The 22,729-nt window shown below is 66.2% G+C and carries 20 protein-coding genes and 2 pseudogenes; 5 read left to right on the plus strand and 17 right to left on the minus strand.

Features of this window, described 5'->3' with window-relative positions; all coding sequences use genetic code 11:
* Window positions 1-28: 28 nt before the first annotated feature.
* The 13 genes and pseudogenes from ACYQPG_RS27370 to ACYQPG_RS27430 all read right to left on the minus strand — a co-directional run bounded on the left by ACYQPG_RS27370 (window position 29) and on the right by ACYQPG_RS27430 (window position 12,679).
* Window positions 29-1,537 (minus strand): class I adenylate-forming enzyme family protein, encoded by a 1,509-nt coding sequence (locus ACYQPG_RS27370; protein WP_461232136.1) that lies wholly within the window; start codon window positions 1,535-1,537, stop codon window positions 29-31.
* Window positions 1,525-2,298 (minus strand): VOC family protein, encoded by a 774-nt coding sequence (locus tag ACYQPG_RS27375; RefSeq protein WP_461232137.1) that lies wholly within the window; start codon window positions 2,296-2,298, stop codon window positions 1,525-1,527. Before ACYQPG_RS27375 ends, ACYQPG_RS27370 begins: the two co-directional genes overlap by 13 nt.
* A gap of 47 nt (window positions 2,299-2,345) precedes the next feature.
* On the minus strand, window positions 2,346-2,777 hold the full coding sequence (locus ACYQPG_RS27380) for a PaaI family thioesterase (protein WP_461232138.1): 432 nt from the start codon (window positions 2,775-2,777) through the stop codon (window positions 2,346-2,348).
* Between the two features lie 11 nt (window positions 2,778-2,788).
* Window positions 2,789-3,805, minus strand: coding sequence for a quinone oxidoreductase family protein (locus tag ACYQPG_RS27385; RefSeq protein ID WP_461232139.1), 1,017 nt, complete (start codon window positions 3,803-3,805; stop codon window positions 2,789-2,791).
* Window positions 3,806-3,853: 48 nt separating this feature from the next.
* Complete coding sequence (locus tag ACYQPG_RS27390) at window positions 3,854-4,834, minus strand: ABC transporter substrate-binding protein (RefSeq protein ID WP_461232140.1); 981 nt, start codon at window positions 4,832-4,834, stop codon at window positions 3,854-3,856.
* Window positions 4,835-4,886: 52 nt separating this feature from the next.
* Window positions 4,887-5,702 carry an ABC transporter permease gene (locus ACYQPG_RS27395; RefSeq protein WP_461232141.1) on the minus strand — a complete coding sequence of 272 codons (816 nt, stop codon included), beginning with the start codon at window positions 5,700-5,702 and terminating at the stop codon, window positions 4,887-4,889.
* Entirely contained in the window at window positions 5,696-6,463 is a 768-nt protein-coding gene (locus ACYQPG_RS27400) for an ABC transporter ATP-binding protein (RefSeq protein WP_461232142.1), read from the minus strand. The genes ACYQPG_RS27395 and ACYQPG_RS27400 overlap by 7 nt, the downstream gene beginning before the upstream one ends.
* The gene (locus ACYQPG_RS27405) at window positions 6,460-7,221 is read right to left on the minus strand and encodes a GntR family transcriptional regulator (RefSeq protein ID WP_461232143.1); all 762 of its coding nucleotides are present in this window, start codon (window positions 7,219-7,221) and stop codon (window positions 6,460-6,462) included. The genes ACYQPG_RS27400 and ACYQPG_RS27405 overlap by 4 nt, the downstream gene beginning before the upstream one ends.
* Before the next feature lie 188 nt (window positions 7,222-7,409).
* Window positions 7,410-8,423 (minus strand): annotated as a pseudogene (locus tag ACYQPG_RS27410) (IS481 family transposase).
* A 113-nt stretch (window positions 8,424-8,536) separates the two neighbouring features.
* A complete protein-coding gene (locus ACYQPG_RS27415) occupies window positions 8,537-10,006 on the minus strand; it encodes an amidase (RefSeq protein WP_461232144.1) in 1,470 nt (489 codons plus the stop codon).
* Window positions 10,007-10,017: 11 nt separating this feature from the next.
* Window positions 10,018-10,803: an ABC transporter permease gene (locus ACYQPG_RS27420; protein ID WP_461232145.1), complete on the minus strand. Its 786-nt coding sequence runs from the start codon at window positions 10,801-10,803 to the stop codon at window positions 10,018-10,020.
* Window positions 10,800-11,594 carry an ABC transporter ATP-binding protein gene (locus ACYQPG_RS27425; protein ID WP_461232146.1) on the minus strand — a complete coding sequence of 265 codons (795 nt, stop codon included), beginning with the start codon at window positions 11,592-11,594 and terminating at the stop codon, window positions 10,800-10,802. Before ACYQPG_RS27425 ends, ACYQPG_RS27420 begins: the two co-directional genes overlap by 4 nt.
* On the minus strand, window positions 11,591-12,679 hold the full coding sequence (locus ACYQPG_RS27430) for an ABC transporter substrate-binding protein (protein WP_461232147.1): 1,089 nt from the start codon (window positions 12,677-12,679) through the stop codon (window positions 11,591-11,593). The genes ACYQPG_RS27425 and ACYQPG_RS27430 overlap by 4 nt, the downstream gene beginning before the upstream one ends.
* A gap of 210 nt (window positions 12,680-12,889) precedes the next feature.
* On the opposite strand from ACYQPG_RS27430, the pseudogene ACYQPG_RS27435 reads away from it, so the two are divergent.
* Window positions 12,890-13,081 (plus strand): annotated as a pseudogene (locus ACYQPG_RS27435) (ATP-binding cassette domain-containing protein); the annotation flags it as partial.
* 669 nt (window positions 13,082-13,750) lie between these two features.
* Window positions 13,751-15,268 (plus strand): FAD-dependent monooxygenase, encoded by a 1,518-nt coding sequence (locus tag ACYQPG_RS27440; RefSeq protein ID WP_461232148.1) that lies wholly within the window; start codon window positions 13,751-13,753, stop codon window positions 15,266-15,268.
* A 378-nt stretch (window positions 15,269-15,646) separates the two neighbouring features.
* On the opposite strand, the gene ACYQPG_RS27445 is transcribed toward ACYQPG_RS27440, so the two are convergent.
* The 4 genes from ACYQPG_RS27445 to ACYQPG_RS27460 all read right to left on the minus strand — a co-directional run bounded on the left by ACYQPG_RS27445 (window position 15,647) and on the right by ACYQPG_RS27460 (window position 19,450).
* Window positions 15,647-16,909, minus strand: a complete 1,263-nt coding sequence (locus ACYQPG_RS27445) for an amidohydrolase/deacetylase family metallohydrolase (RefSeq protein ID WP_147856758.1) — start codon at window positions 16,907-16,909, stop codon at window positions 15,647-15,649.
* A 474-nt stretch (window positions 16,910-17,383) separates the two neighbouring features.
* Window positions 17,384-18,189 (minus strand): IS5 family transposase gene (locus ACYQPG_RS27450; protein WP_147942043.1). Its coding sequence is split into 2 segments (ribosomal slippage): window positions 17,384-17,853 and window positions 17,853-18,189, totalling 807 coding nucleotides; the frame shifts between segments, so codons are not numbered across the junction.
* A 49-nt stretch (window positions 18,190-18,238) separates the two neighbouring features.
* Entirely contained in the window at window positions 18,239-18,385 is a 147-nt protein-coding gene (locus ACYQPG_RS27455) for a hypothetical protein (RefSeq protein WP_461232149.1), read from the minus strand.
* A 165-nt stretch (window positions 18,386-18,550) separates the two neighbouring features.
* Window positions 18,551-19,450, minus strand: coding sequence for a LysR family transcriptional regulator (locus ACYQPG_RS27460; protein ID WP_461232150.1), 900 nt, complete (start codon window positions 19,448-19,450; stop codon window positions 18,551-18,553).
* Window positions 19,451-19,567: 117 nt separating this feature from the next.
* Between ACYQPG_RS27460 and ACYQPG_RS27465 the strand changes: the two genes are divergently transcribed.
* Genes ACYQPG_RS27465 through ACYQPG_RS27475 form a run of 3 tightly spaced genes read left to right on the plus strand, consistent with a single transcriptional unit; the run spans window position 19,568 to window position 22,574 of the window.
* Window positions 19,568-20,890 (plus strand): CitMHS family transporter, encoded by a 1,323-nt coding sequence (locus ACYQPG_RS27465; protein WP_461232151.1) that lies wholly within the window; start codon window positions 19,568-19,570, stop codon window positions 20,888-20,890.
* 16 nt (window positions 20,891-20,906) lie between these two features.
* The gene (locus tag ACYQPG_RS27470) at window positions 20,907-22,244 is read left to right on the plus strand and encodes an acyclic terpene utilization AtuA family protein (protein ID WP_461232152.1); all 1,338 of its coding nucleotides are present in this window, start codon (window positions 20,907-20,909) and stop codon (window positions 22,242-22,244) included.
* Between the two features lie 18 nt (window positions 22,245-22,262).
* Entirely contained in the window at window positions 22,263-22,574 is a 312-nt protein-coding gene (locus ACYQPG_RS27475; RefSeq protein ID WP_461232153.1) for an AtuA-related protein, read from the plus strand.
* Window positions 22,575-22,729 lie beyond the last annotated feature (155 nt).

A 22,729-nucleotide genomic window follows, 5' to 3' on the forward strand; every position in this document is an offset into this window, starting at 1 on the left:
CAGCAGCGATCGACTACTGCAATCTATCTCACCCGATTTCCGACGCTGCTTTTTGCTGCAGACCGCTTCGGTCGATTTTGTTGGTCGAGGCGAGGAGCATCGTATCGAGGAACCAGACCCGCCGCGGATGCTGATAAGCAGGGGCGTTGGCCAGGACGTGCTGCTTGATCGCAGCCTCGTCGCCTCGGGCACCCGGGCGCAGCACGACGAAGGCCACCGGCTTGGTGCCCTTGATCGCGTCCTCGACCGGGACCACGCAGGCCTGCAGCACGTCCGGGTGACTCTCGATGACCAGTTCGACCTCGCCCGGGAAGATGTTCTCGCCGCCTGAAACGAACATGTCGTCTGTCCGACCGAGGACGGTATGGAAGCCGTGCTCATCACGGCGGAAGATATCACCGGTGTCGTAGTAGCCGTCAGTGGTAATCGGCGACGGCGTATCCGGCCTGTTGTGATAACCCAGCATGAGGGCCGGGCTGCGTATCTGCAGCACCCCGGTTTCTGGGGCCTCCGGGCCGACAAGACGCACGGAGATGCCTGGATGTGGGTAGCCCACAGATGCTATTGGCGTTGACAGTCCGTTGGGGTGATGCGTGAACACGATCGGCCCGCCCTCGGTGGTACCGTACGCGTTGATGATCCGAGCATTAGGCAGGAGCGCCCGGATCTGGAGCGCTAGCGTGTCGTTGACTGGCGCAGAGCCCATCCGCACCACTCGCACGCTCTTCAGATTGGCCTGCGCGAGAGTATCGACCTCCCGCAGCATCATAGCGATCATCGGCGGCACCGCAGTCAGCCACGTGCAGCGATGCTGGCTGATGGCCTGGATGTAAGCCCGGGCCTCGAATTGCGGCAGCAGCACCATGGTGGCGCCGGACGCGCAGACCAGGAGCGCCAGCGCCAGCGCGTTCATGTGGTAGAGCGGCGCCGCAATCAGGACCCGGTCCTCCCGCAGGTCGTCCTCCGCCATTCGCGTGCGGGCTACCCAGAGATGACTGGCGTGTGAGAGCATCACGCCTTTCGGATGGCCGGTGGAGCCGGACGTGTACAGAAGCAGGCCCATTTCGTCGGGACGCGGGTCTACCGGGTCGAACGGACCCGGATCGAGCCAGGGTCCGATCCCATGCTCACCCGCGGCATCAAAATTGGCGACGCGCAAATCCGGCGGTAGGTCGACGGGAAGCTGCACGCGCCGCGCTGCATCACAGACGACGAGACGCGCGCCGCAATCGACAAGTACGCGCCGGATTGTGGCTGCAGGGAACTTGTAGTTCACCGGCGTCGGGACGATTCCAGCGCGCATCGCCCCTAGCAGGAGCGCGATGAATTCGGGTCGATTGGCCGACAGTATCGCGACGCGCTCGCCCCGGCGCAGGCCGCCGCGGAGCAGGCCGCGAGCGAAGGCGTCGGCCATGGCGTCGAGGACAGCTCTGGACAGGATGGCCGGCTCAGCTCCCGAATGCAGCCCGATGATCATGGCTGCGTCGGCATCGCCGGTGCGGTCGATGAGGTCACCGAGATTGATCACAGGGCGCATCGGGCGCTCCTGCAGCAAAGCTTGAGCTGGAATTCCGGCAGCGTTAGTTCCGCCTCCTCGGAGGAGACCCAGGCCCAGTCTGCGTCCGGCACGGCGCGAGCTCGGGCCTCGAGCACGATCAGGTCGGTGAAGTGCAGCACCAAGCCGGCGAAGCGCGCCGCCGGACCCGACTTGATCGTCACGCGGGTCTCACCCAGGCGGATGGTCCACGCCCCCTCGGCTCGCTCGGCCGTCGCGCCGCAGGCGGCGGCGTAGCGCGGTGCCTCCGCGTCGGGCTCCAGACTCGTGACCGTAAGGCCTCCAATGCCGCAGAACCCGTTCGGGTGCGCGAACCAGGGCTCCCGCCAGACCAGATCCGGGGTTAGGTGCTGGCAATGGTAGATCCGGACCGCGGGAAACATCGGCGTGGGCAGGCGCACCGTCCGGAAGCGAGCCTCCTCAATCCTGTCTCCGAGGGTCACCGGCCGCGAGAACGCCACTGGCGGCCCGACCGGCAGGCTGGCCGCCGTGAGCTGCGCGAAGATCTCGTCCGCGTCGCTACTCGCTAGGACCAGCCCGTTCAGCCCGAACGGGCTATCAAGCACGTCCTGTCGCTGTGGGCCGTCCTCGGGAACACCTATCAATTCTAGATAGGCGCCGGGCGTCATCATCAGGTGATTGATGGATCCGAGGGAGTGGCGCCCAAGCGGGGTCAACTGGAAGCCAAGAGCGGTGAACAACGCCGCCGCGGCATCCATGCGCCGAAGGACGTTGATAACCACGTGGTCGAGGGCGGGATCCGGAAGGGCCGCCCTTTCCGCGCAACCGCTCATTTCGGCGGTGCGGTCATGTAGACGCCGCGGCCACTGGCGAGCAGCCGGCCTTCGGCGTCTAGGATCTGCGCCTCTGCCACCGAGAGCTGGCCGCCGTACTTCACCACCATGCCCCGGCAGGTCAGGTCGCCCTTCATCGCCGGGCGGTGATAGTCGACGCGCAGGTCCACGGTCGGCACACCGCGACCGGTCTTGGACACCAGCGCCCAGTCGGCGGTCAGATCGACCAGGGTCGCCAGGATGCCGCCATGGACGTAGCCGCGCTCGGTGTTGACGACCCATTCGGGACGCCACGTCGCCTTCAAGGTGATCTCGCCCTCGCCAACCGAGACGACGGACAGGCCGAGCCACTGGTGGAACGGCCCACGTTGGAGCAGGGCCTCCACCTCTTCCCGGCTCAGGGGCGCGGGCGTCTGGGTATCTGACATAGCGGTTGCTCCTACGGCGTGACGACGATCTTGCCCATGACTTCGCGGTCGCGGATCATCCGCAGGCCCTCGGCGGCCTCCTCCAGGGGCAAAATTCTGTCGATCGTGGGCTTCAGGGTGCCAGCCTGGATCATGTCCATCAGGGCCGCGAGATCGTCGTCGTAGAAGCTGTTCGAGCCGATCACCTTAAGCTCGAAGCTCCAGATGTAGCGGAGATCCTCCTTCGGATCGTGCCCCGCGGTGGCGCCGCAGACCAAGAGCGTGCCGCCGCGCTTGAGGCATTTGAGCGAGGGCACCCAGGTGTCGCCGCCGGTGAAGTTGATCACCACGTCGACGCCGCCCTCGTAAGTCCGGCGTTGCGGCTTGCCGTAGGTCTGGATTGCCCACTTCGAGAAGTCGGTCTCGCGGTAATTGACCACGTGATCGGCCCCGAGCGCCGTCAGCGCCTCCATCTTCTCGGCGCTGCCCGCGCAGGCGATCACTTCGGCGCCGAGCTGCTTGGCCAGCATCACGCAGCCGGTGCCGACGCCGCCGCTGGCGCCTAGGATCAGGACCTTGTCGCCGGCCTTCACGGTGTTGTGGGTGATCAGCATTCGGTGGGCGGTGCCGTAGGCCACGGGTAGCGAGGCAGCGTCCGCGTAGCTCACGTCGGGCGGCATCGCGATCAGTTGGCTCGTCGAGACCCGGCAATACTCGGCCATGCCGCCGTCGAGCATCTCGCCCATTAGGCCCTTGGCCTTGTTCAGCGGGTTGACCAGCACCCGGTCGCCGACGCGCCAGCCCGCGACGCCGGCGCCGAGCTCGACGATCTGGCCGGCCATGTCGAGGCCGATCACCACCGGCATCGGCACCTTGATGCCGGGCATGCCCTTCACGGTGAACACGTCGTGGTAGTTGAACGAGGACGCGCCCACCCGGATGAGGACCTCGTCGGGGCCCGTAGCGGGCTTCGGGTAGTCGGCGACGACCTTCAGCGTGTCGATGTCGCCGTGCGCCTCCAGCACGAGAGCTCGCATCGTGTCTGACATGGGGGACCTGTTTCCTCTCGGTAAAGCGTCGGGTCTTCTTGCCGACGGTTAGGGGATGGCCTTCGACTGCTCGTAGGGTCCCGGCACGAGGGCCCCCTCAGGCAGGCTACCCTGGACGGCGCCGACCGCCTTGAAGACCTCGAATTCCCGCCTGAGCGACGCGATGTCGGCAGGTTCCAGGCTGACGGTGTAAATGCCGTCCCAGAGCGCCGCGTAGGCCGCGGCATCGGTGGCGCTCAGGTTGGCGGAGGCCATCAGGATCTTGGCCACGCCGGGCTTGTCCGCCTTGCCGTATTCGAAGGCCTTGCGCATCGCCACGACCACCTTGGCGGCGCCCTCCGGATTCTGCGTCATCCAGGCATTGCGCATCAGGCCGACGCCGAGCACGGGCGGGGCGTCCTGCTGGGTGAGACGCTTCCATTCCTCGCGAAACGTCCCGAGCCGGCGCATCTTGACGTCCGGCAGAAGCGCCAGGGTGACGGTCCGCAAGGCGGCCGCGTCGATGTCCTTTTGGACGAGGAATTGCGCCAGCCGTGAGTCGTTGCCCGGCACCGCCTGATAATCGGCGGGCTTGAGCCCGTGATTGCCTTCGAGAATTGCGGCCGCGATGGCGGCGGTCCCGCTGCCCGCCGGCGACGTGCCGATCTTCTTGCCCTTGAGATCCGTCATCGACCGGATCGGCGAATCCGCCGGCACGACGAAGTCGAGATCGGCCACCTGAGTCGCCAGTACGATGCTGAGTGGCAGGCCGTCGGCGATGACGCTCAGCGAGGTCCCGGCGCTCGCCGCGATGGCGAAATCGATGGCGCCGGCCGCCATCGCCTTGGTGGGTGCGTTGACGTCCGGAAACTTGACGTATTCCGGCGTCAGCCCCTGCTTCTCCATGAATTGGCCGGCTTCGAGCACCGCGCCGAAGCCGAGGCTGATGCCCGAGCTCCAGTATCCGATGCGGACGCTCTGCGCCTGGGCGCGGGCGGGTAACGCCGCCGCGAGCAGCGCGCAGGCGAGAAGGGCACCGATCCGTGTCAATGCGGACTCCTGAACTCGGTTGGCGGGGCGACGAGGGTGACCGGGGCCGCGCTCATGCCGGGCTCGCCTTCTTCCAGGCGAACAGGCGCCGCTCTACTGGCTTGAGGACCATGGTCTCCAGGCCGATCATCAGGGCGACGAGCGTGAGGGTCCAGGCGAAGACCTGATCGGTCTGCACGAGGTCAGCGGCTTGACGCAGCCGGTATCCGATGCCGCTGCTCGCCCCGAGGCTTTCGGCCACTAGCACCACCCGGGCGCCGAAGCCGATGGCGAGCCGGGCGCCCGAAAAGAAGGCCGGCAGGATGGTCGGCAGGTAGATCTTGGTCAGCACCTTCCGCCGGGGCATGCGAAAGGTGCGGGCGAGTTCGAGATGCTCGGCGCTGACCGTCCGGGTGCCCTGCCAGACGTTCGTCAGGATCAGCGGCATCGCGGTCATGAACACCACGAAGATCGTGGTCCAGTTCGACAGCCCGAACCAGATCAGCGCGAAGATCGCCCAAATCGCCGACGAGACGGTGTTCATCACCGTGAGCACCGGCTCGAAGAACCCGCCGAGCGCCCGGCTTACGCCCAGCGCGAGGCCCAGCGGCAGGCCGACCAGGGCGGCGAGCGCGAAGCCCGCAGCGACGCGGCCGAGGGTGATGCCGAGATCGGCGGCAAAGCTCGGCGTGGCGACGAGGCCGGTCCAGGCCGTCCAGACGCGGGCCGGGCTCGGCAGGACGAAGCTCGGCGCGTGGAGAGAGCCGACATACCAGGCGGCTAGGGCGAGCCCGATCAGGGCCAGACGCTGCAGGAGCGTGCCGCCATGGGTGCGGACGACGCCGGCCTTCGGGCGGCGCAGCACCGCTTCGGGCGTTCGAACTAGCATGGGACCGGCTCCCCCGAGAGGGCGAGGCGCAGGCGGCGGACCTGTTCGGTCACCGCCTCCGAGAGCGGATCCCGCGGGCGGTTGAGGGCAACCTCCTGAACGAGGCGCACGCGACCCGGATACGGCTGCAGCACGACGATCCGGTCGGCCAGCACCACCGCTTCCTCCACATCGTGGGTCACGAAAATCAGAGTCATCGCCCGCAAGGCCGCGATGCGCAGCAACTCGGAATGCATCTGGGCGCGGATCGTCGGATCGAGCTTCGAGAACGGCTCGTCGAGGAGCAGGAGGCTCGGCTCGGTCACGAGGCTGCGGGCCAGGGCGACCCGGCTGCGCATGCCGCCGGAAAGCTCGTGCGGGTAGGCATCGCGGAAGCGCGACAGGCCGACGAGGTCGAGGGTCTCGTCAACGCGCCGGCGGCGCTCGGCGGCTGGCATGCTGCTGGCCTCCAGCCCGAAGGCGACGTTCTGCGCCGCCGTGCGCCACGGCAGGAGCCGGTCCTCCTGGAACATGTAGGTCATGGCGCGCCAGTTGCGGAATTCCCGGGCCGCCGTGCCGAACAGGCGCACGCCGCCGGCATCCGGCTCGATCAGCCCGGCGATGATGTTGAGCAGCGTGCTCTTCCCGCAGCCCGACGCGCCGACGATCGCCACCACCGCCCGTTGCGGCACCGTCAGGTCGATGTCCTGGAGGACGTGGAGCGGCGCGCCCTCGCGCTGGCCGAACCACTTGCCGACATGGTCGATCTCGACCGCGTTCACCGCCCGCTCCCGTCCGCCTGGACAGGCGCGGCCGGCCCGATCACGGCGGTGTCGCGCAGGCTCGCGATCACCTTCTCCAGGGTCATGGCGCGGAACGTCTCGACGTGGCGGCGCGCCACCATGGCGGCGCTCTCGGCGTCCCCCGCCACGAGATGCTCGATCATGGCGGTGTGGTCGTTCTCGATGTTGGGCCGCACGCCCTGCACGCCAAAGCCGAGAGCTACGAGGCGGGTCATCTCGTCGAGAAGGCCCGAGAGGGCGCGGCAGAGCCGCTGATTCCCGGACGCCACGGCGATCGCCATGTGGAAGCTGCGGTTGGCTTCCAGGAAGAAGTCGATCTGGTTGCCGACATCGACGTTGATGCGTCGGCGGCAGGCCTGTTCGAGCCGCTCCAGCTGCCCTCGGTTCACCCGCCCGGCGGCACCGCGGGCCGCCAGCGGCTCCAGCTCGGTGCGCAGGGCGAAGATTTCGTCCACGTCCTTCACGGTGACCGGCGCGACCCGGTAGCCGTGCCGCGGCATAGAGGCGACGAAGCCGTCCTGCGTGAGGCGCTGGAGCGCGATCCGGCAACTGGCCTTGCCCAGCGCAAAGCGCTCCATAAGCTCCGTCTCAGTGAACCGCGTGCCCGGCAGCAGGCGGCAGGAGACGATCTCCCGCCGGAGGGCGTCATAGGCTTGGTTCGCCTTCAGTGTAGCCGACGGCAGGCCCACTACACTCATCGGCTGAATGGACGCCAGTTCGGCGTACGACTTCCGCATGAACCCTCTGAGACACTTACCTGCCCTGGTGAGCATCCCACAGAGGCATGGAGCGTGCCAGCCCTAACGCCAGCCTATCGGTGCGCTTGCCGCCAATTTGATTGCTTAAATCTCGATTAGCGCATTTCTGTGAAAGTACTTTCCGACATTAAGCCGCCCAGAAGCATATAAATCTCCTGCCAAAATCACTAAGTGCTAGGGCCTCTACGAAGACGAAATCTGTCTGGATGTGAGACCTCCTTGGCATCTGCAACGACGCGGAGGACGCGTTTGATGATAGTAGAACTGGGCGGTCTGTAGGTTGGGTTGGCCAATGCGGGATCGGCTTCGAGACGCTGGCGCAGTACCATCTCGGGCGAGAGCCCCTAGAGCACGCGCTGCTGGCGGCCGTTGTAGGCCGCGTTGAAGCCGCGCAGCACGATCTCCAGGTCGGCGTGGCTGTAGAGCGTGATCCCCAGCACCTCGCGCTGGACGCGCCCGTTGAAGCGCTCGACCATGCCGTTGGTCTTCGGCGTGTAGGGACGCGTCTTGCGATGCTGCACACCATGCCGCTGGCAGGCGGCCTCAAACGCATCGGCCGTGAAGCATGAGCCGCGGTCGGTGAGCACGTGGGTGACTTTGAACGGAAAGGCCCCGAGCGCGTCCGTGAGGAAGGCCACCGCCGAGGCCGTGGTCTCGTCGTCTCTGACGGCGAGGTGCACGTAGCGGGAGGCGCGATCGATGGCGACGTACAGGTAGCGCTTGCGCGAGACGCGGTCGCGATCCTGCAGCTTGGGCAGGAGCTTCACATCGACGTGGATGAAGCCGACCTCGTAGTCCTTGAAGCTGCCGTGTGGCTTGCGGGCCTGCTCGGCGGGCGGCAGCCGGTTCAGGCCCTCGGCCTTGAGGATGCGGTAGACCGCATCCCGGTTCAGGTGTGGCAGGAAGTGGCTGACGATGAAGGTCAGTGCATCCAGAGGAAAGCCGGTGGAGCGGCGGAGCGCGCACACGATGGCGCGCTCCTCATCGGTGGCTTTCCAGGGCAGCTTGTGGGGCCGAGCCGAGCGGTCCTGACACGCATCGGGACCGCGATTGCGCCATTTGCGGATGGTCTCGGTGGACACGCCGTAGCGCTTGGCCAGCACACCGGAGCGCTCGTACGAGCGGGCGATCTCGGCGCGGACAGCCGGGGTGGTGCGGGCTTGGGGATGGATGGCGAGCATCAGCGAGCCCTCCTGGAAGAACGGCGGCGCACACCTGCAAACCGCCACGCATAGGCTTTGATCGCCCAACGCGCCGCATCCCAACGACGTTCCGCAACCAAACAGTTAGGCTTTCATCGGCCGGTCGGCGGCGCGTAGCGCGGGGGCGGCGCAAACGGGTGCAGACGTTCGAGTTCGGCCGCGAAGGCAAGCGTCGTCCGGTCTTCGAGATACGGCCCGATGATCTGAATGCCGATCGGCAGGTGACCATCGAAGCCAATCGGGACCGCCGTCGCCGGCAGGGACGGCAGCGTTGCCAACCCCGCCCAGAACAACTGATCGTTGTAGTCGACCGCGTGTCCATTGATCTGCAGGACGCGCTCTTCCCGCGGTCGCGCCTCGTCGATCGGGAAGGCGGCGCAGACCGTGACCGGGGCGAGGAGGACGTCGTAGCGCTCGAAGAAAGCTGCCCAATCCCGCTTCAAAGCGGCCCGGCGCTCTTCGGCCAGGATCCAGTCGCGGTGGCGCTGCGCGTGCGCTTGGGCCATCCGCGCGACGTAGGGCGTCGCGTTCGAGCCCGTTTCCGTGAGGCGAAGAACGGCATCCTCGAAAATTGCCTGTGGAAGGCGAGCCGAAGCCGATCCGCGCAATAGCTGAAGATAGGTCGCGTGATGCGCTGCATGATCGTGGAAGGGAAGCGCGTCGGCCGTGACCCGGGCACCGAGGCCTGCGATGCGCTCGGCCAGGGCCCGGATCGCGGCCCTGATTGGCTCGTCCACTTCGGCGACGGGTGAGTCGGTCACGTAGGCTACCCGGAACTCGGCCAGGTGCGTCGCCCGCGGCGCCGGGAGGTCCAGGTGCCAGGCCTTGGCGGACGGCCCCGCCGATCCCGCGATGACGTCGAGCGCGCAGGTGAGGTCAGCGACAGTCCGGGCCAGCGGGCCACTCACCACGAGGTCGTTGTCAAGAAGGCTTGTCCCGCGCTCGTTGCCAGAAACGGGGACGATGCCGGGTGTCGGCTTGTGGCCGTAGACCCCGCAGAAATGGGCCGGAAACCGGATCGAGCCGCCCGCATCGCTCCCGAGCTCAAGCGGAACGAGCCCCGCGGCGAGCGCCGCGCTCGATCCTCCGGACGAGCCGCCTGGTGTCCGGTCTAGATCCCATGGATTGCGAGTGGTGCCATAGATCGCGTTGTAGCTCTGCCAGTCGAGAGCGTTGATCGGCACGTTGGTCTTGCCGAAGATGATCGCGCCGGCCGCCTGCAGCCGTTCAACGATGACGGCGCTGTGCGTCGGGATCGCCTCCGTCAGGACCGGATCGCCGTAGGTCGTCGGCCAACCGGCGACATTGTTCGTTTCCTTCACGGTCATCGGGAGTCCGTGAAGCGGTCCCCAGATCTCTCCGCGAGCCAGGGCGGCGTCGGCCGCGTCGGCGCGTTCCCGCGCCGCCGGAAGATCGGTGAAGATGATCGCGTTGATCTGGGGATTGAGACGCTCCACGCGGTCGAGGTGAAACTCGAGCAGCTCACGAGCCGTGAATTCGCGGGTCTTCAGGCGCTGAACGAGTTCAGAAGCCGATACGAAGGCGAGCGCCTCCGTCAGCATCAAATTCAGGCTCATGCGCGCTCTCCCTGCTTCGATTGATCCGGCGCCTGCTCCCAAAAGACGATCCGCCTTTGAGCGAAGCGCACGAGCGTACTCCCGACGATGCCGAACCCGGCAAGCATCAGGACGCCCGCGAACATGGTGGCGACGTTCATGTTCACCGTCGCGGAGCCGATCAGGTAGCCAACTCCTTTCTCGGCGGCGACGAACTCGCCGACGATCGCGCCGATGAGCGCCAGCACGATCCCGATCTCAAGGCCTGCGCAGATCGCCCCTGCGGCCGCCGGAAGCTTCACGTGCAGAAAGATCCACCAGCCCGGGCGGGAGAACGAGCGGGCCATGTCGATGAGCTCGGGGTCGGTCCGACGGATGCCCGCGATCGTGTTCACGAGGAGTGGGAAGAAGCAGATCAGCGCGACCAGCACGACCTTGGAGGCGAGACCGAAGCCGAACCAAACCAGGATCAGTGGCGCGAGCGCGACCTTCGGCATGGCTTGGATCGCCACGATGTAGGGGAAGACGAAGCGCTCGAAGGTCCGGCTTTCGGCCACTAAGATGCCAATCATGATGGCTGCGACCGACCCGATGCCGTAGCCGAGGAGCGTCGACGTTAGGGTGTACTGGATGTGAGGCCCGTACTCGCCGCTGACGAGCCCGGTCCACAAGGCGCGACCGACAGAGACCGGATCCGGCAGCAGGTAGCTCGGCAGTCCTCCCGGTCCGGTGACGTAGGTCCATACAGCCAGCACCAGGGCCAGCGTAATCAAAGGCGGGACGACGTTGCGGAAGAGGATCATGCGGCGTGGGCTCCCTTCCGTGCGGCTTCGTCGAAGAGCCGCCGGAGTTCGAGCGCGAGGGTCCCGAACTGCGAGCCGCTAAGCGTCTCGAGAGTGCGCGGACGCGGCAGGGGCACCTGCATGTCGGCGAGGATGCGTCCCGGTCGCCCCGCGAGCACGACGACCCGGTCGGCCAGGAACAGCGCCTCGGGTATCGAGTGTGTGACGAACAGGGCCGTGCGGCGTTCCTCCATCCAGAGCCGCTGCAACTCGAGGGAGAGATGCTCCCGAGTCATAGCGTCCAGGGCCGAGAAGGGCTCGTCGAGCAGCAGGAGGCGCGGATCGTGCAGCAGCATCCGCGCTAGCCCGACCCGCTGGGCCATGCCGCCAGAGAGCTGGCTCGGATAAAGTTTCGAGTTGTCGGAGAGGCCGACGGTCGCCAGCAGCGCGTCGGCGCGCGCGACCTCGTGGGTTGACGCCGCGCGCGCGAAGCCGGCCGGCAGCAGGACGTTGTCGTGCACGGTCCGCCACGGCAGGAGCATCGGCTTCTGGAACACCGTGCCGACGTCGCGGCGCGGGCCGGTCACCGGTGTGCCGTCGATCCGGACGCTTCCGCCCTGCGGCCGAACCAAGCCGGACAAAAGCTTCAGCAACGTGGACTTGCCGCCGCCCGACGGCCCGAGGATCGCGACGAAGGCCCCAGCCTCCACCGAAAGCGACAGGTTCTCGAGGATGGGAGCTCCGGCAGACCCGCGATAAGCGAAGCGAACGGCCTCGAGGCGGACATGGTCGAGATCGGGCGCGTCCGTCATTTCAGCGCGCGCGCCTGCACCTCGAGGGCCGCGCGGTCGAACCGTGCGAAGGCCGGCACGAGGGCGTTTGAGAAATAAGCATTGAGGGGCAGGTCGGCCGTCGCGAACTCGCCGTAGCGGTGCATCTCGTGGACATAGGCCGCGATGATCGTCAGGTCGAAGGCGCCCGAAACGCGGGCGGCGCCGGCCTCGTCTCGCATCACCGGCTCAATCCACCGCCTGAGCAGCCGGACGCTCGAATCCAGGGCCTTGTCGCGGTCCGCCTGCGGCGCCACGGATGGATTCTTGCGCCAGAACGCCTCGATGCATGCTTTCGGGTTGAGGTCGCATACGGCGAGCGCCTTCGTCCAGGCCCGCCCAAAGCGCTCAAGAAGCGCGGGGTTCTGATCCAGCGTCGAGCGGTGCGCGAGGAACCCGTTGACGACCATGCGTCGGAAAACGGGTGGATAGTCCAGCCGGCGCGCCGGAATCCCCTGATCTTCCATGATGTCGATCCAGGAGCTATTGAAGTTGAGCGCCTGGACGCGATCCTCTCGCAAGGCGTGGAAGCCGGCCCCGAGCACACCGGCCGCCACGATGCTGACATCCCGTCCGGGCTCCAGGCCGACTGAGCGCATCAGTGCGCGCGTCTGAGGGATCGTTCCCCAGGTCAGCGCCCCGACGCCAATCCGCTTGCCTTTCAGGTCGGCGAGGCTGCGGATGTCGGAATCGGCGCGGACAGCGAGTTCGAGCGTGTTGCGGGGCCCGGCATTGTAGAAGTAGGCGACCGGCAGCGGCGGCTCGGCCGCCTTGTGCGCGCTGAGCAGAGTTTCGGGCAGTGGTAGAGCGACCGTGATGGTCTTCTGCAGCAGCTGCGGAAGCAGTGCCCCGGCCCCTGGCAGTACAACGTAAGCGACATCAAGATCTTCTTGCTTGAAGAAGCCGAGTTCCTCGGCGATCGCTTGAACACTGCCGTCGGTGACCGTCGGTGGTATGGCGAGGCCGACCTTAACGCTTTCGGAGGCATGCACCGGCGCCGAGAGGCAGAGACTCAGGGCGGCCGTTGCCGCAACCGCCTGGAGCGGTGGCCGGGCCCTGAGGCGCATCCAAAATCGAGATTTCACAAGCACATGCACCTAGCTGATCGTCGAGTCCAGCCGGTATATACGAAATACAACTTGGTTAATGAGGAAATAAATTTCATTCATGGCCGAATTTATAGCTATTTAGTCCAATTTTTGGACAAACATCGCCCTATCCTTTCCTGGTGCCGGATGCGGGCCTCCACCGGATGATGGCGCCAGACACAACATGCGGCCCGCGGCATCGGGCGATTTTTTCCCGCTTGGGTCGATCACGCGCTAGCGCTTGTCGGCCTCAACGGCTTCGCGGAGGTCTTCTCGCACCAGCTATCCGATGGAATGGCACAGCGGGCGGACCTCGCCCGGACACTCGACAACGAGCCGCGCTTGTTGCTCACCGACGAGCCGCTGGGGAAGCTCGACGCCCAGCGTGGCTGGCCATGCGGCCAAGATCCTGCAGCCGTAGCGGGAGATTCTGGGCATCTTCACCCAGCCGACCTTTCGACCTATCGCTCGCTTCCTCGCCTCAGACGTCAGTTTGCTACCTCGGCAAGACTTCATCGGCTTCCGTTTTTTTCATCGAGGGCAGTGATGCCGAACTCGAGTCCGGTGCGGAGGGTGAAGTCCGCTTTGGAGATGTTGCTCGCAAGCTTCCAATGACCGGGATGGGCGCAAAGCCGAACGACCGGTTTTGCGCCCATCGGCTATCCGGCATGGCGTAATCTGGCCGTAAGCGGCTGGTCCGCTTCGGAGCAGACCGGCCGCAAAAGCGGACGAGCTCCTACCGACCCTAGCCAGACGGTGGACTAACGTTGTGCCGTACCCGCAAGCGGACCTTGTTGAGAACGCGGTTCTCCAACCTGCGCAGCGTGGCCATTGCAGCCTGTTTGCGGGCGCGCTATCCTGACGACGTCGGAAAAGGCAGACTTGGTTTGGTAAGCCCAAGTCCTTTCGGTGACGAAAGCTCTGGTCTTTGGCTCCGTGCCGCAGATCCCCACGACGAACGAAGGACGCCCTGGCGCGTCCGGCTGTTCGTCCGTGCGGGTCTCAGGTTCGGGAAACGCTCCGGTCGAACATCGACATCGGAGCCCAATCATGCCCGCATCAACGACGCTTTACGATACGATCATCGCTGGCGCAGGTCCCGTCGGCCTGTTCCTCGCCTGCGAGTTGTCGCTAGCCGGCTGCTCTGTCCTGGTCCTCGAACAGGCGCGCGATCCGTCCTCACCCTTGAAGCGTGCTCCGTTCGGGCTGTGTGGCCTCTCGGTCCCGACGATCGAAAGCCTCGACCGACGCGGTCTGCTGGGCGAGATTGAGGCCCGCGCGGCCACCCGCGCAACGCCGGGGACAGCGCATGGGATGAAGCAGCCGCGCCGTCCGGGCGGCCATTTTGCCGGCATCCAGTTTTTCCACGACCAGATCGACACCGCGCGCTGGCCACATCGCCTTCCCGGACCGGTCAGCAACTTGGCTGCGGATATGGCGAGCATCGAAGGCGTGCTGGCCGCGCGCGTGCAGGCGTCGGGCGTAGAGCTCCTACGAGGCAGGGGTGTCGAGGGCTTCGCTCAGATGGATGAGGGCGTTGTCGTCCACGCAGGCGGTCAGGCGTTCCAAGGCCGCTGGCTCGTTGGCTGCGACGGCGCCCGCAGCGTGGTGCGCAAGGCGGCAGGCATCGGCTTTGAGGGCACCGAGCCTGAATTTACAGGGTACTCCATCCAAGCCGCTTTAGCCGGCGCGGACGCGCTCGCGCCCGGCCGCCACTACACCGCGGAGGGCATGTACCTGTTCACGCCGCCCGGCACGATCGCGATGGCCGACTTCGACGGGGGCGCCTTCCATCGCACCACGCCGATCACGCGCGAACACGTTGAGGCGGTCCTGCGCAGGATCTCGGGCGTCGATGTCACCGTGACCAAGCTCGAACTCGCCACCACCTGGACCGACCGCGCCTTTCAGGCGAGCGCGTATCGCACCGGCCGCGTGCTGCTAGCCGGCGACGCCGCTCACATCCATTCGCCGCTGGGTGGGCAGGGCCTCAACCTCGGACTCGGCGATGCGATGAACCTGGGCTGGAAACTCGCAGCCACGATCCGCGGTGATGCGCCGGCGGGCCTCCTCGACAGCTATGAGCGCGAACGGCATCCGGTCGGTGCACGCGTCCTCGACTGGTCGCGGGCCCAGGTCGCGCTGATGCGGCCGAGCCGAAGCTCGCGCGCGCTCGAAGCCATCATCCGCGACCTTATCCAGACCCCAGACGGCGCGACGTACTTCGCCGAGCGCGTGTGGGGCGTCTCAATCCGCTACGATCTCGGCGGCAGCCATCCGCTGACGGGGTGCAGCGTTCCCGATTTCGTGCTGAGCGACGGGCGGAGGGCCTGCAGCCCCTTGCGCGAAGGCAGGGGCTTGCTCTTGGACTTCGTTCCCGGTTCGCCGCTTCGGGCGCTAGCGGACCGACGAGCCGTAAGGATCGACTATGTCGCGGGGAACGTGCAGGACCGGCTGGGCTTGCAGGCCGTGCTGGTGCGGCCCGACGGGATCGTCGCCTGGGCAGGTGACACCGCGCCCGACGCGGCGGCCATCGGCCAAGCTATGACGCAATGGTTCGGCGCATGATTGAGGCTGGTGAACCTGCTTGAGCAATGTTGGCTTTGACGCAGGCTCCGCTCCGAAGCCGACGGACCGCAAACCACCCAACCCAGCCGTTCGGAGGCGCCCGCCGACTGGACCGGAACTGGCCGATAGCCGCATGTCCGCTTCAGAGACGGCCCGGCGCAAAAGCAGACGATCCCCTTGCCACCCATGGCAGCGGTGCAGACAGCCGTAGGCGCGTCCTGAAAGCTGCCCTTCGTCAACCGTCCAACACTTTTGGCACGGTGCGGTTTTGCGGCGGTCCGCTTCCGCGCGACAATGCCGAGTGGTCCCAATGCGACGCTCGGTAGCGACGCCGATAGCTCCTGCTGGTGTGGAATGCCGCCCGCATCGCTCCGCGGATTAGCGCACGGAGAAGGGCGACTGGTAGGGGCGGCCGAACGGGACGCCGTTGTTGACCGTTTGCACCGGCGCTAGAAAGCCCTTGCCGTCGCGTCGATTGTTGCGGGTGTCCACCATCGAGAGCGGGCGCTCAACCCACTCCATCACCGAGACATCCCCGGGCGCGCCGACTTGCAAGGTTCCGAGCTTCGGGACGCGGTCGATAATGCCGGCCGGCTTGTGGGTCGCCATCGCGATCACCTGCTCCAGGCTGAAGCCCAGCGGCAGAAACTTGCTCATCACCACCGGAAGGAAGGGCATGCCGGGGGTGTTGCCGGAGAAGACGTGCAGGTCCGACGAGATCGTGTCCGGCGGCGCGCCCTGCGCGATCGCAGCCTCGGCGACGGTGAAGTCGAACGAGCCGCCGCCATGGCCGATGTCGAACACGACCCCCCGGCGCTTGGCCTCCAGGGCGGCCGGCAGCAGCTTGCCGTCCTGAACGATGTTCGTGAACTGACCGGCGCTGTTGGGCGCTCCCGAGTAGCAATGTGTGAGGATATCGCCCGGCCGCAGCAGATCGAGGATTTGACTCATCAGCGCCGGCGTCTCGACGCCGCCGATATGGACCATCACCTTCGCCGGCCGCCCCGACATCTCACAGGCCTGAATGGCCCGCTTCAGCGGTTCGGCCCCATGCTTGAAGATGACGTTCTCGGACATCCGGACCTTGGCTCCGATGGCGAAGTCCGGGTTCTCGGCGATCGCCAGGGCGCAGGCCTCCACTTGCGCGTTGTCGAGATTGTACAGCTCGGCCACCGGGAAGGCGGAGAGGCCGTTGTTGGCGATGTGAATGAACGCGAACATCCGCGTCCGCGTCTGGGCTGCAATGTGACGCCGGAGCGCCGCGATGTTGTTGGCTCCCGCGTCGCCCGCCGAGACGACGGTGGTCACCCCCGAGAACGGGACGGTCTCGTCGGCCGGGATGCCGATCGCCGAGCCGTAGGGATAGGTGTGGGCGTGGAGATCGACGAGCCCTGGCAGCACGAGCTTGCCGGAGGCGTCGATCGTCTGCTTGGCGCGCTCGGCGGGGATATCCGGCTCGAGGGCGGCCACCACGCCGAAGCGGATGCCGACGTCACGCTTGGCCCGCAGCGACTGGCTCGGGTCGATGACCTCCCCACCCTTGATCAGCAGGTCGAAGCGGTCGGGCACGGCGGCGGCCGGCCCCACGGCCGCCACGGCGCCAGCGAGTCCGAGCCAGGTACGACGCGACAAATCTGCCATTGTCCAACCTCCCGCGGGACGCCGCCGCGCGCCGTTGGTCGGTGCGTCGGCCTGCAGATCCCGTTGCACAGCGCACGTTCTTCGACGGCGCCGGGCCGGAGCGTAGCTTTCGCGATGCTCAAGCTGCAAGGTTTCGGAGAAATCGTGCCTTGACGATCGCCGGAGATTATATCGGTTGCTGGCGGGCCGGCCCGGCTAGCTGCAGAAGCTGGCGAACGCCCGACGAAGGGCTGACTTCAGGGTGCGCCAGTGGCGATCTGCGCGACCTGGGTGGGTCGTAAGCGGTCGGGACGCCCATGTCCGCTGCGATGGCATTGCCGCCCGAAGCGGATCGGCAGAAATCCGGCCGCTCCGGACGTAAGAGCGACTCCCACCAATTGCATAGAAGCGGCCCCCCAACTTCAGAGAAGGGTTGCAAGCAGCCCCTCGCGATCGGTACAGAGCCTTCAGATTTGGACCACACATTTAGAGCGCCTAACAGAACCGTCTGATCTGGTTGAGAGTGATGAGGCTGGCGGCGAGGCTCGTGAAGGCCTCGTAGATGTCTGCGCGTCGCTCGTAGCGGATGGGCAATCGACGGAATCGGTTGAACCAAGCGTGGGTGCGCTCCACGACCCAACGATGACGACCGAGTTTCTCGCTGCTCTCGATGCCCCTACGTGCGATGCGCGGCACGATCCCCCGCACCCGGCACTCCTGGCGGCGGGGTCTGGCATCGTAAGCCTTGTCAGCGTGCAGCTTGTCTGGACGACGTCGCGGTCGTCCGCGCCGACCGCTCCGCACAGACGGGATGGCATCGAGGGTGGCCGCCATCATGACGGTGTCGTGCCGGTTGGCACCGCTCAGGCAGAAGCCGAGCGGCGTGCCGCGCGCGTCGGTGACGAGATGGCGCTTCGTGCCCGGCTTGCCCCGATCCGTCGGGTTCGGGCCGGTGGCAGGCCCCCCTTTTTGGCCGGGACAGACGCGCTGTCCAGGCAAGCCCGGCTCCAGTCGATCTCCCCTGCTGCGTGCAGGCGCTCCAGCAACAAGTCATGCAGACGGCTCCAAACGCCCGCCGCCTGCCAATCCCGCAGTCGCCGCCAACAACTCATGCCGGAGCCGCAGCCCATCTCGGCCGGCAGCATTTCCCACGGCAGCCCCGAGCGCAGCACGAACAGGATGCCCGTGAGTGCGGCCCGGTTCTCAATTGGACGACGCCCGCCCTTCGGACGCGGCCGAGGCGGCGGGAGGAGCGGCGCGATCTCATCCCAGAGATCATCGGGGAGAAGCAGTCTGGCCATGCCAAACCAACGCTGAAAACCAAGCTCGGTGCCGTTCTGTTAGGCGTTCTTAGCGTTCGGATGAGTTCGAACCGCGCCGCACACGCAGGACGATCAACTTGAACTCCGGCACGTTCACGGTGCCCTCGAAGGTCGCTAAGTCGCCGAGCAGGTTGGTCACGGAGATGTCGAGACGGTGCTCATGTTCGAGCTGCAAGAGCGCATCCGGTTGAAGCCAGATGAGATGCAACCCTTCCGAGTGCCCGTGCATCGTGCTGTGCGCGGGGGCGGATCTCGGAGGAATATGGTTGGGGTCACTTCGTCATCGCTCCATCCTCCCAAGCATTGGAGTCTCCGGGAAACCCGGCATGGTTCAGCCCGACTAACCCACCGGGTGTACGATCAGTCCTGACAACAGCATACAAAACGTCTCGGCAGCTGTGGGTATCGTCCGGCCTGCTTTCTTGATCAGGCAGACCGGACGCTTGAAGTGCGGATCATCGATCGGACGCGAATGAAGTTCGGGCTCAGCCCGTATCTCACGCGCCGAGCCAGGTAGGATCGTCAGGCCGAGGCCGGCCCGAACCATGCCGACTGCGGTCATCATGTAAGTCGCCTCGCAGGCCACGATGGGGAGCCGACCAGCTGCGGTAAACGCCAAATCGACTACGGTCCGCACGCTCGTGGCAGGATCCATCAATATCAGAGGATACGCGGCCAGAGCTTCGACGGTGACGCTCGGCAACACGCTGATCGGATGGTCGCGGGGATAGACCACGTGCAAAATATCATTGGTCCGATGCAGCACACTGATCTCCGGATCGCAGACATCGCCGCCGACGATACCCAGATCGACTACTTCGCTTCGCACGAGGTCGAGCACCCGTTGCGCGATCACGTCTTTGATCACGAACTTCATGCGTGGATGCTCGGCACGAAAGAGAGCGATCGCCTCCGATAGCGAACTCGCCGCGAAGGATGGCAGCGTTGCGACGCGCACAATCCCGTGGCGTTGAGCTGCAAGATCGCGGGTGTCGATCACTACTGCGTCGAGGTCCCGCAGGACCCGAAGAAACACCGGTAGCAACTCGCGGCCAAGGCGCGTCGGCGCGACCGTGCGGCTGGTACGGTCGAGGAGACGTGCGTCGAGCATCTCCTCAAGGCGCTGAACCTGCACCGTGAGCGCAGGCTGGGACAGGTTCAGCAGGGCGGCGGCGCGGGTGAAGCTTCCGGCTTGGACGACGGACACAAAGGCCCGCACCTGTCGCAGATTGAGATCCATAATCTCCGGCTATCTCTGCCATCGGATCTTTTCAATTGCATCATGCAGTACCTCACCGTTTTCTGGTCGGGCAGAAGCGCGGACTCAAACAGCGCTGCAGTCCATTGGGGGGAACAGATGCTGGCCTTGCTCGGCTTGTGCACGATTGCGCTGCTGCTCGCCGTGATCCTGACCAAGCGCATGTCCCCGCTTGTGGCCCTGATTGTCATACCGGTGGCGGCCGCGCTGATCGGCGGGTTCGGGCTCGACACCGGCAAGTTCGTCCTGACCGGATTGCAGAACCTCGCCGGTGTCGTCGGCATGTTCGTGTTCGCGATCCTGTTCTTCGGCATCGTCAGCGACGCGGGAATGCTCGATCCGATCGTCGATCGGATCCTCGCTGCTGTCGGGACGCGCCCGACCCGGATCGTGCCGGGGACCACCCTGCTTGCCCTGCTCATTCATCTCGACGGCTCGGGCGCGGTGACCTTCCTGATCACCATTCCCGCGATGCTGCCGCTCTACGACCGGGTCGGGATCGACCGGCGGATCCTGGCCTGCGCCGCGTCGATGGCGGCGGGGGTCAATTTCCTGCCCTGGACCGGGCCGATGATCCGCGCCTCGGCTGCGCTCAAGCTACCGATCCCGGAGATCTTCTCGCCGTTGGTGCCGGTGCAACTGGTCGGCTTAGTTTTTATCTTCGCCGTCTCGTACTGGCTCGGCCTGCGGGAGGAGCGTCGTCTCGCGCTTGCTCCCGGTACCGCCGCTGCAGGGATCGCCCCCGGCTCGGCTACGATTGCTCGCACGCTGAGCGATGCAGAGCGAGCCTTGCGCCGTCCGGGCCGGTTCTGGATCAACATCTTACTCACCGTCGCCGTTCTCGGGACGATGGTGTTCATGGCCGAGAAGGTGCCACCGGCCCTGATGTTCATGCTCGGCACGGCGCTGGCGCTGATCATCAACTATCCGCAGGTCGACGCCCAGCGTCAGCGCATCGACGCGCATGCCAAAGCCGCGATTCTGATGGCCTCGATTCTCCTGGCCGCCGGCGTGTTCACCGGAATCATGCAGGGCACCGGCATGCTCAAGGCGATGGCCCAGACCGCCGTGACCTTCGTGCCGCCGGAAATGGGCGGCCACATCCCCTTCGCGCTGGGCCTGGTGTCGATGCCGCTGTCGATGCTGTTCGACCCGGACTCGTTCTACTTTGGCGTCCTACCCATCGTATCCGAGGTCGCCCACCAGCTCGGCGTGCCGCCGGTACAGGTCGCGCAGGGCGCGCTGCTAGGTCAGATGACTACGGGCTTTCCTGTGAGCCCGCTGACGCCGGCGACCTTCCTGGTCTGCGGCCTGACTGGGATTGATCTCGCCGACCACCAGAAGTTCACCTTCCCGTTCCTGCTCGCGGCCTCGGTGGTGATGACCTTCGCCTGCGTCGTCCTCGGCGTCTTCCCCCTCTGACAGCGGAGATCCGTCCATGAGAACCGTCCGCTTGGGCGCCGGCGCGGGCTACGCCGGCGACCGTATCGAGCCCGCAGTCGAACTCGCAGAGAGGGGCGAGATCGATTATCTCGTGTTCGAGTGCTTGGCCGAGCGCACAATCGCGTTGGCTCAGCAGGCCAAGCTGCGAGACCCGGAGGGCGGTTACGACCCGCTGCTGGAGGCTCGCATGCGGGCGGTGCTCGCGCCGTGCCGGGCCCGCGGCATCCGCATCGTTACCAACATGGGCGCGGCCAACCCGATCGCCGCCGCGCAGAAGACCCGGACACTCGCGCGGAACCTCGGTCTTACCGGGCTGAGGATCGCCGCCGTCACGGGGGACGACCTGCTCGACGCGGTGCGAGCCGGCGACTTCACACTGGAGGAGAGCTGCGCGCCAGCGGCCAGCCTCGGCAATCGCATCGTCTCGGCCAACGCCTATCTCGGCGCGGCCCCGATCGTCGCAGCCCTCGCGGACGGGGCCGACGTGGTCGTCACCGGCCGCGTCGGCGATCCGGCCCTGTTCCTCGCTCCCCTGGTCCACGAGTTCGGCTGGGCGATGGACGATTGGAAGCGCCTGGGCCGCGGCACCCTCGTCGGCCATCTGCTCGAATGCGCCGGCCAGATTACCGGCGGCTACTTCGCCGATCCCGGCTGCAAGGACGTCCCCGGTCTGGCGCGCCTCGGTTTTCCCATCGGTATCGTGGCGGAGGATGGGACAGTCGAGATCACGAAGGTCGACGGATCAGGTGGCCGGATCAGCCTCGCTACCTGCAAGGAACAGATGCTCTACGAGGTGCACGACCCGGCCCGCTATCTCCAGCCTGATGTGGTCGGCGATTTCTCCGAGGTCGAGATGGAACAGATCGGCCCGAATCGCGTGCGGGCGACAGGTGCGACGGGCTCGCCGGCGACTGGGTTCCTGAAGGTCTCGGTCGGGTACGTCGACTCCTACATCGGCGAGGGGCAGATCTCCTATGCTGGGCCCGGCGCCCTGGCCCGAGGTCGGCTCGCCCTTGAGGTGGTGCGTGAGCGCCTTGCGCTCACTGGCGTGGTGGTTAGCGAGTTGCGCTGCGACCTGATCGGCGTCGATAGCCTGCACGGGGAGGCGCTGTCGGGCGGGCGGGAGCCATACGAGGTCCGGCTCCGCGTCGCCGGTCGCACCGAGACCCTCGCCGAGGCGGTGCGTATCGGCAACGAGGTCGAGACGCTCTACACCAACGGGCCGGCCGGCGGCGGCGGCGCCTGGAAGTCGGCACGCGAGGTGGTGGCGGTGCAGTCGGTCCTCGTCCCGGCCACGCTCGCTCAGCCGCGCGTGCAGTTCGTTGAAGCCTGAGAGCCGGGAGACTCAAGGATGAAGCTGCGCGCGCTCGCCCACTCCCGCACCGGAGACAAGGGCAATACGTCGAACATCGCGCTGATCGCCTACGACATGGCGGATTACGGGCATCTCGAGGCGCATGTCACGCCCGAGCGGGTGAAGGAGCACTTCTGCGAGATCGTGACCGGCGAGGTCATCCGCTACGCGCTACCCAAGATCGGGGCGCTGAATTTCGTGTTGCAGGGCGCCCTGGGCGGCGGCGTGACGCGCTCGTTGGCGCTCGATGCACACGGTAAGGGGCTGGGCTCAGCACTGCTCGATCTGGATATCCCGGACCGAACCTGAACGGACATTGTGCGCATCGAGTGAAAGCCGTTGACCTGTTTGATCTCAGCCGCGCGGCGTTGGACGCGGGTAGCTACTGGGATGAGAATTCCTGACGTCCGCTTCAGGGGATCGGGGATGGTGCTTCGAACGACCGATTGGGGCGCAAAGCCGAA

Source organism: Methylobacterium sp. CM6246, from assembly GCF_054818005.1.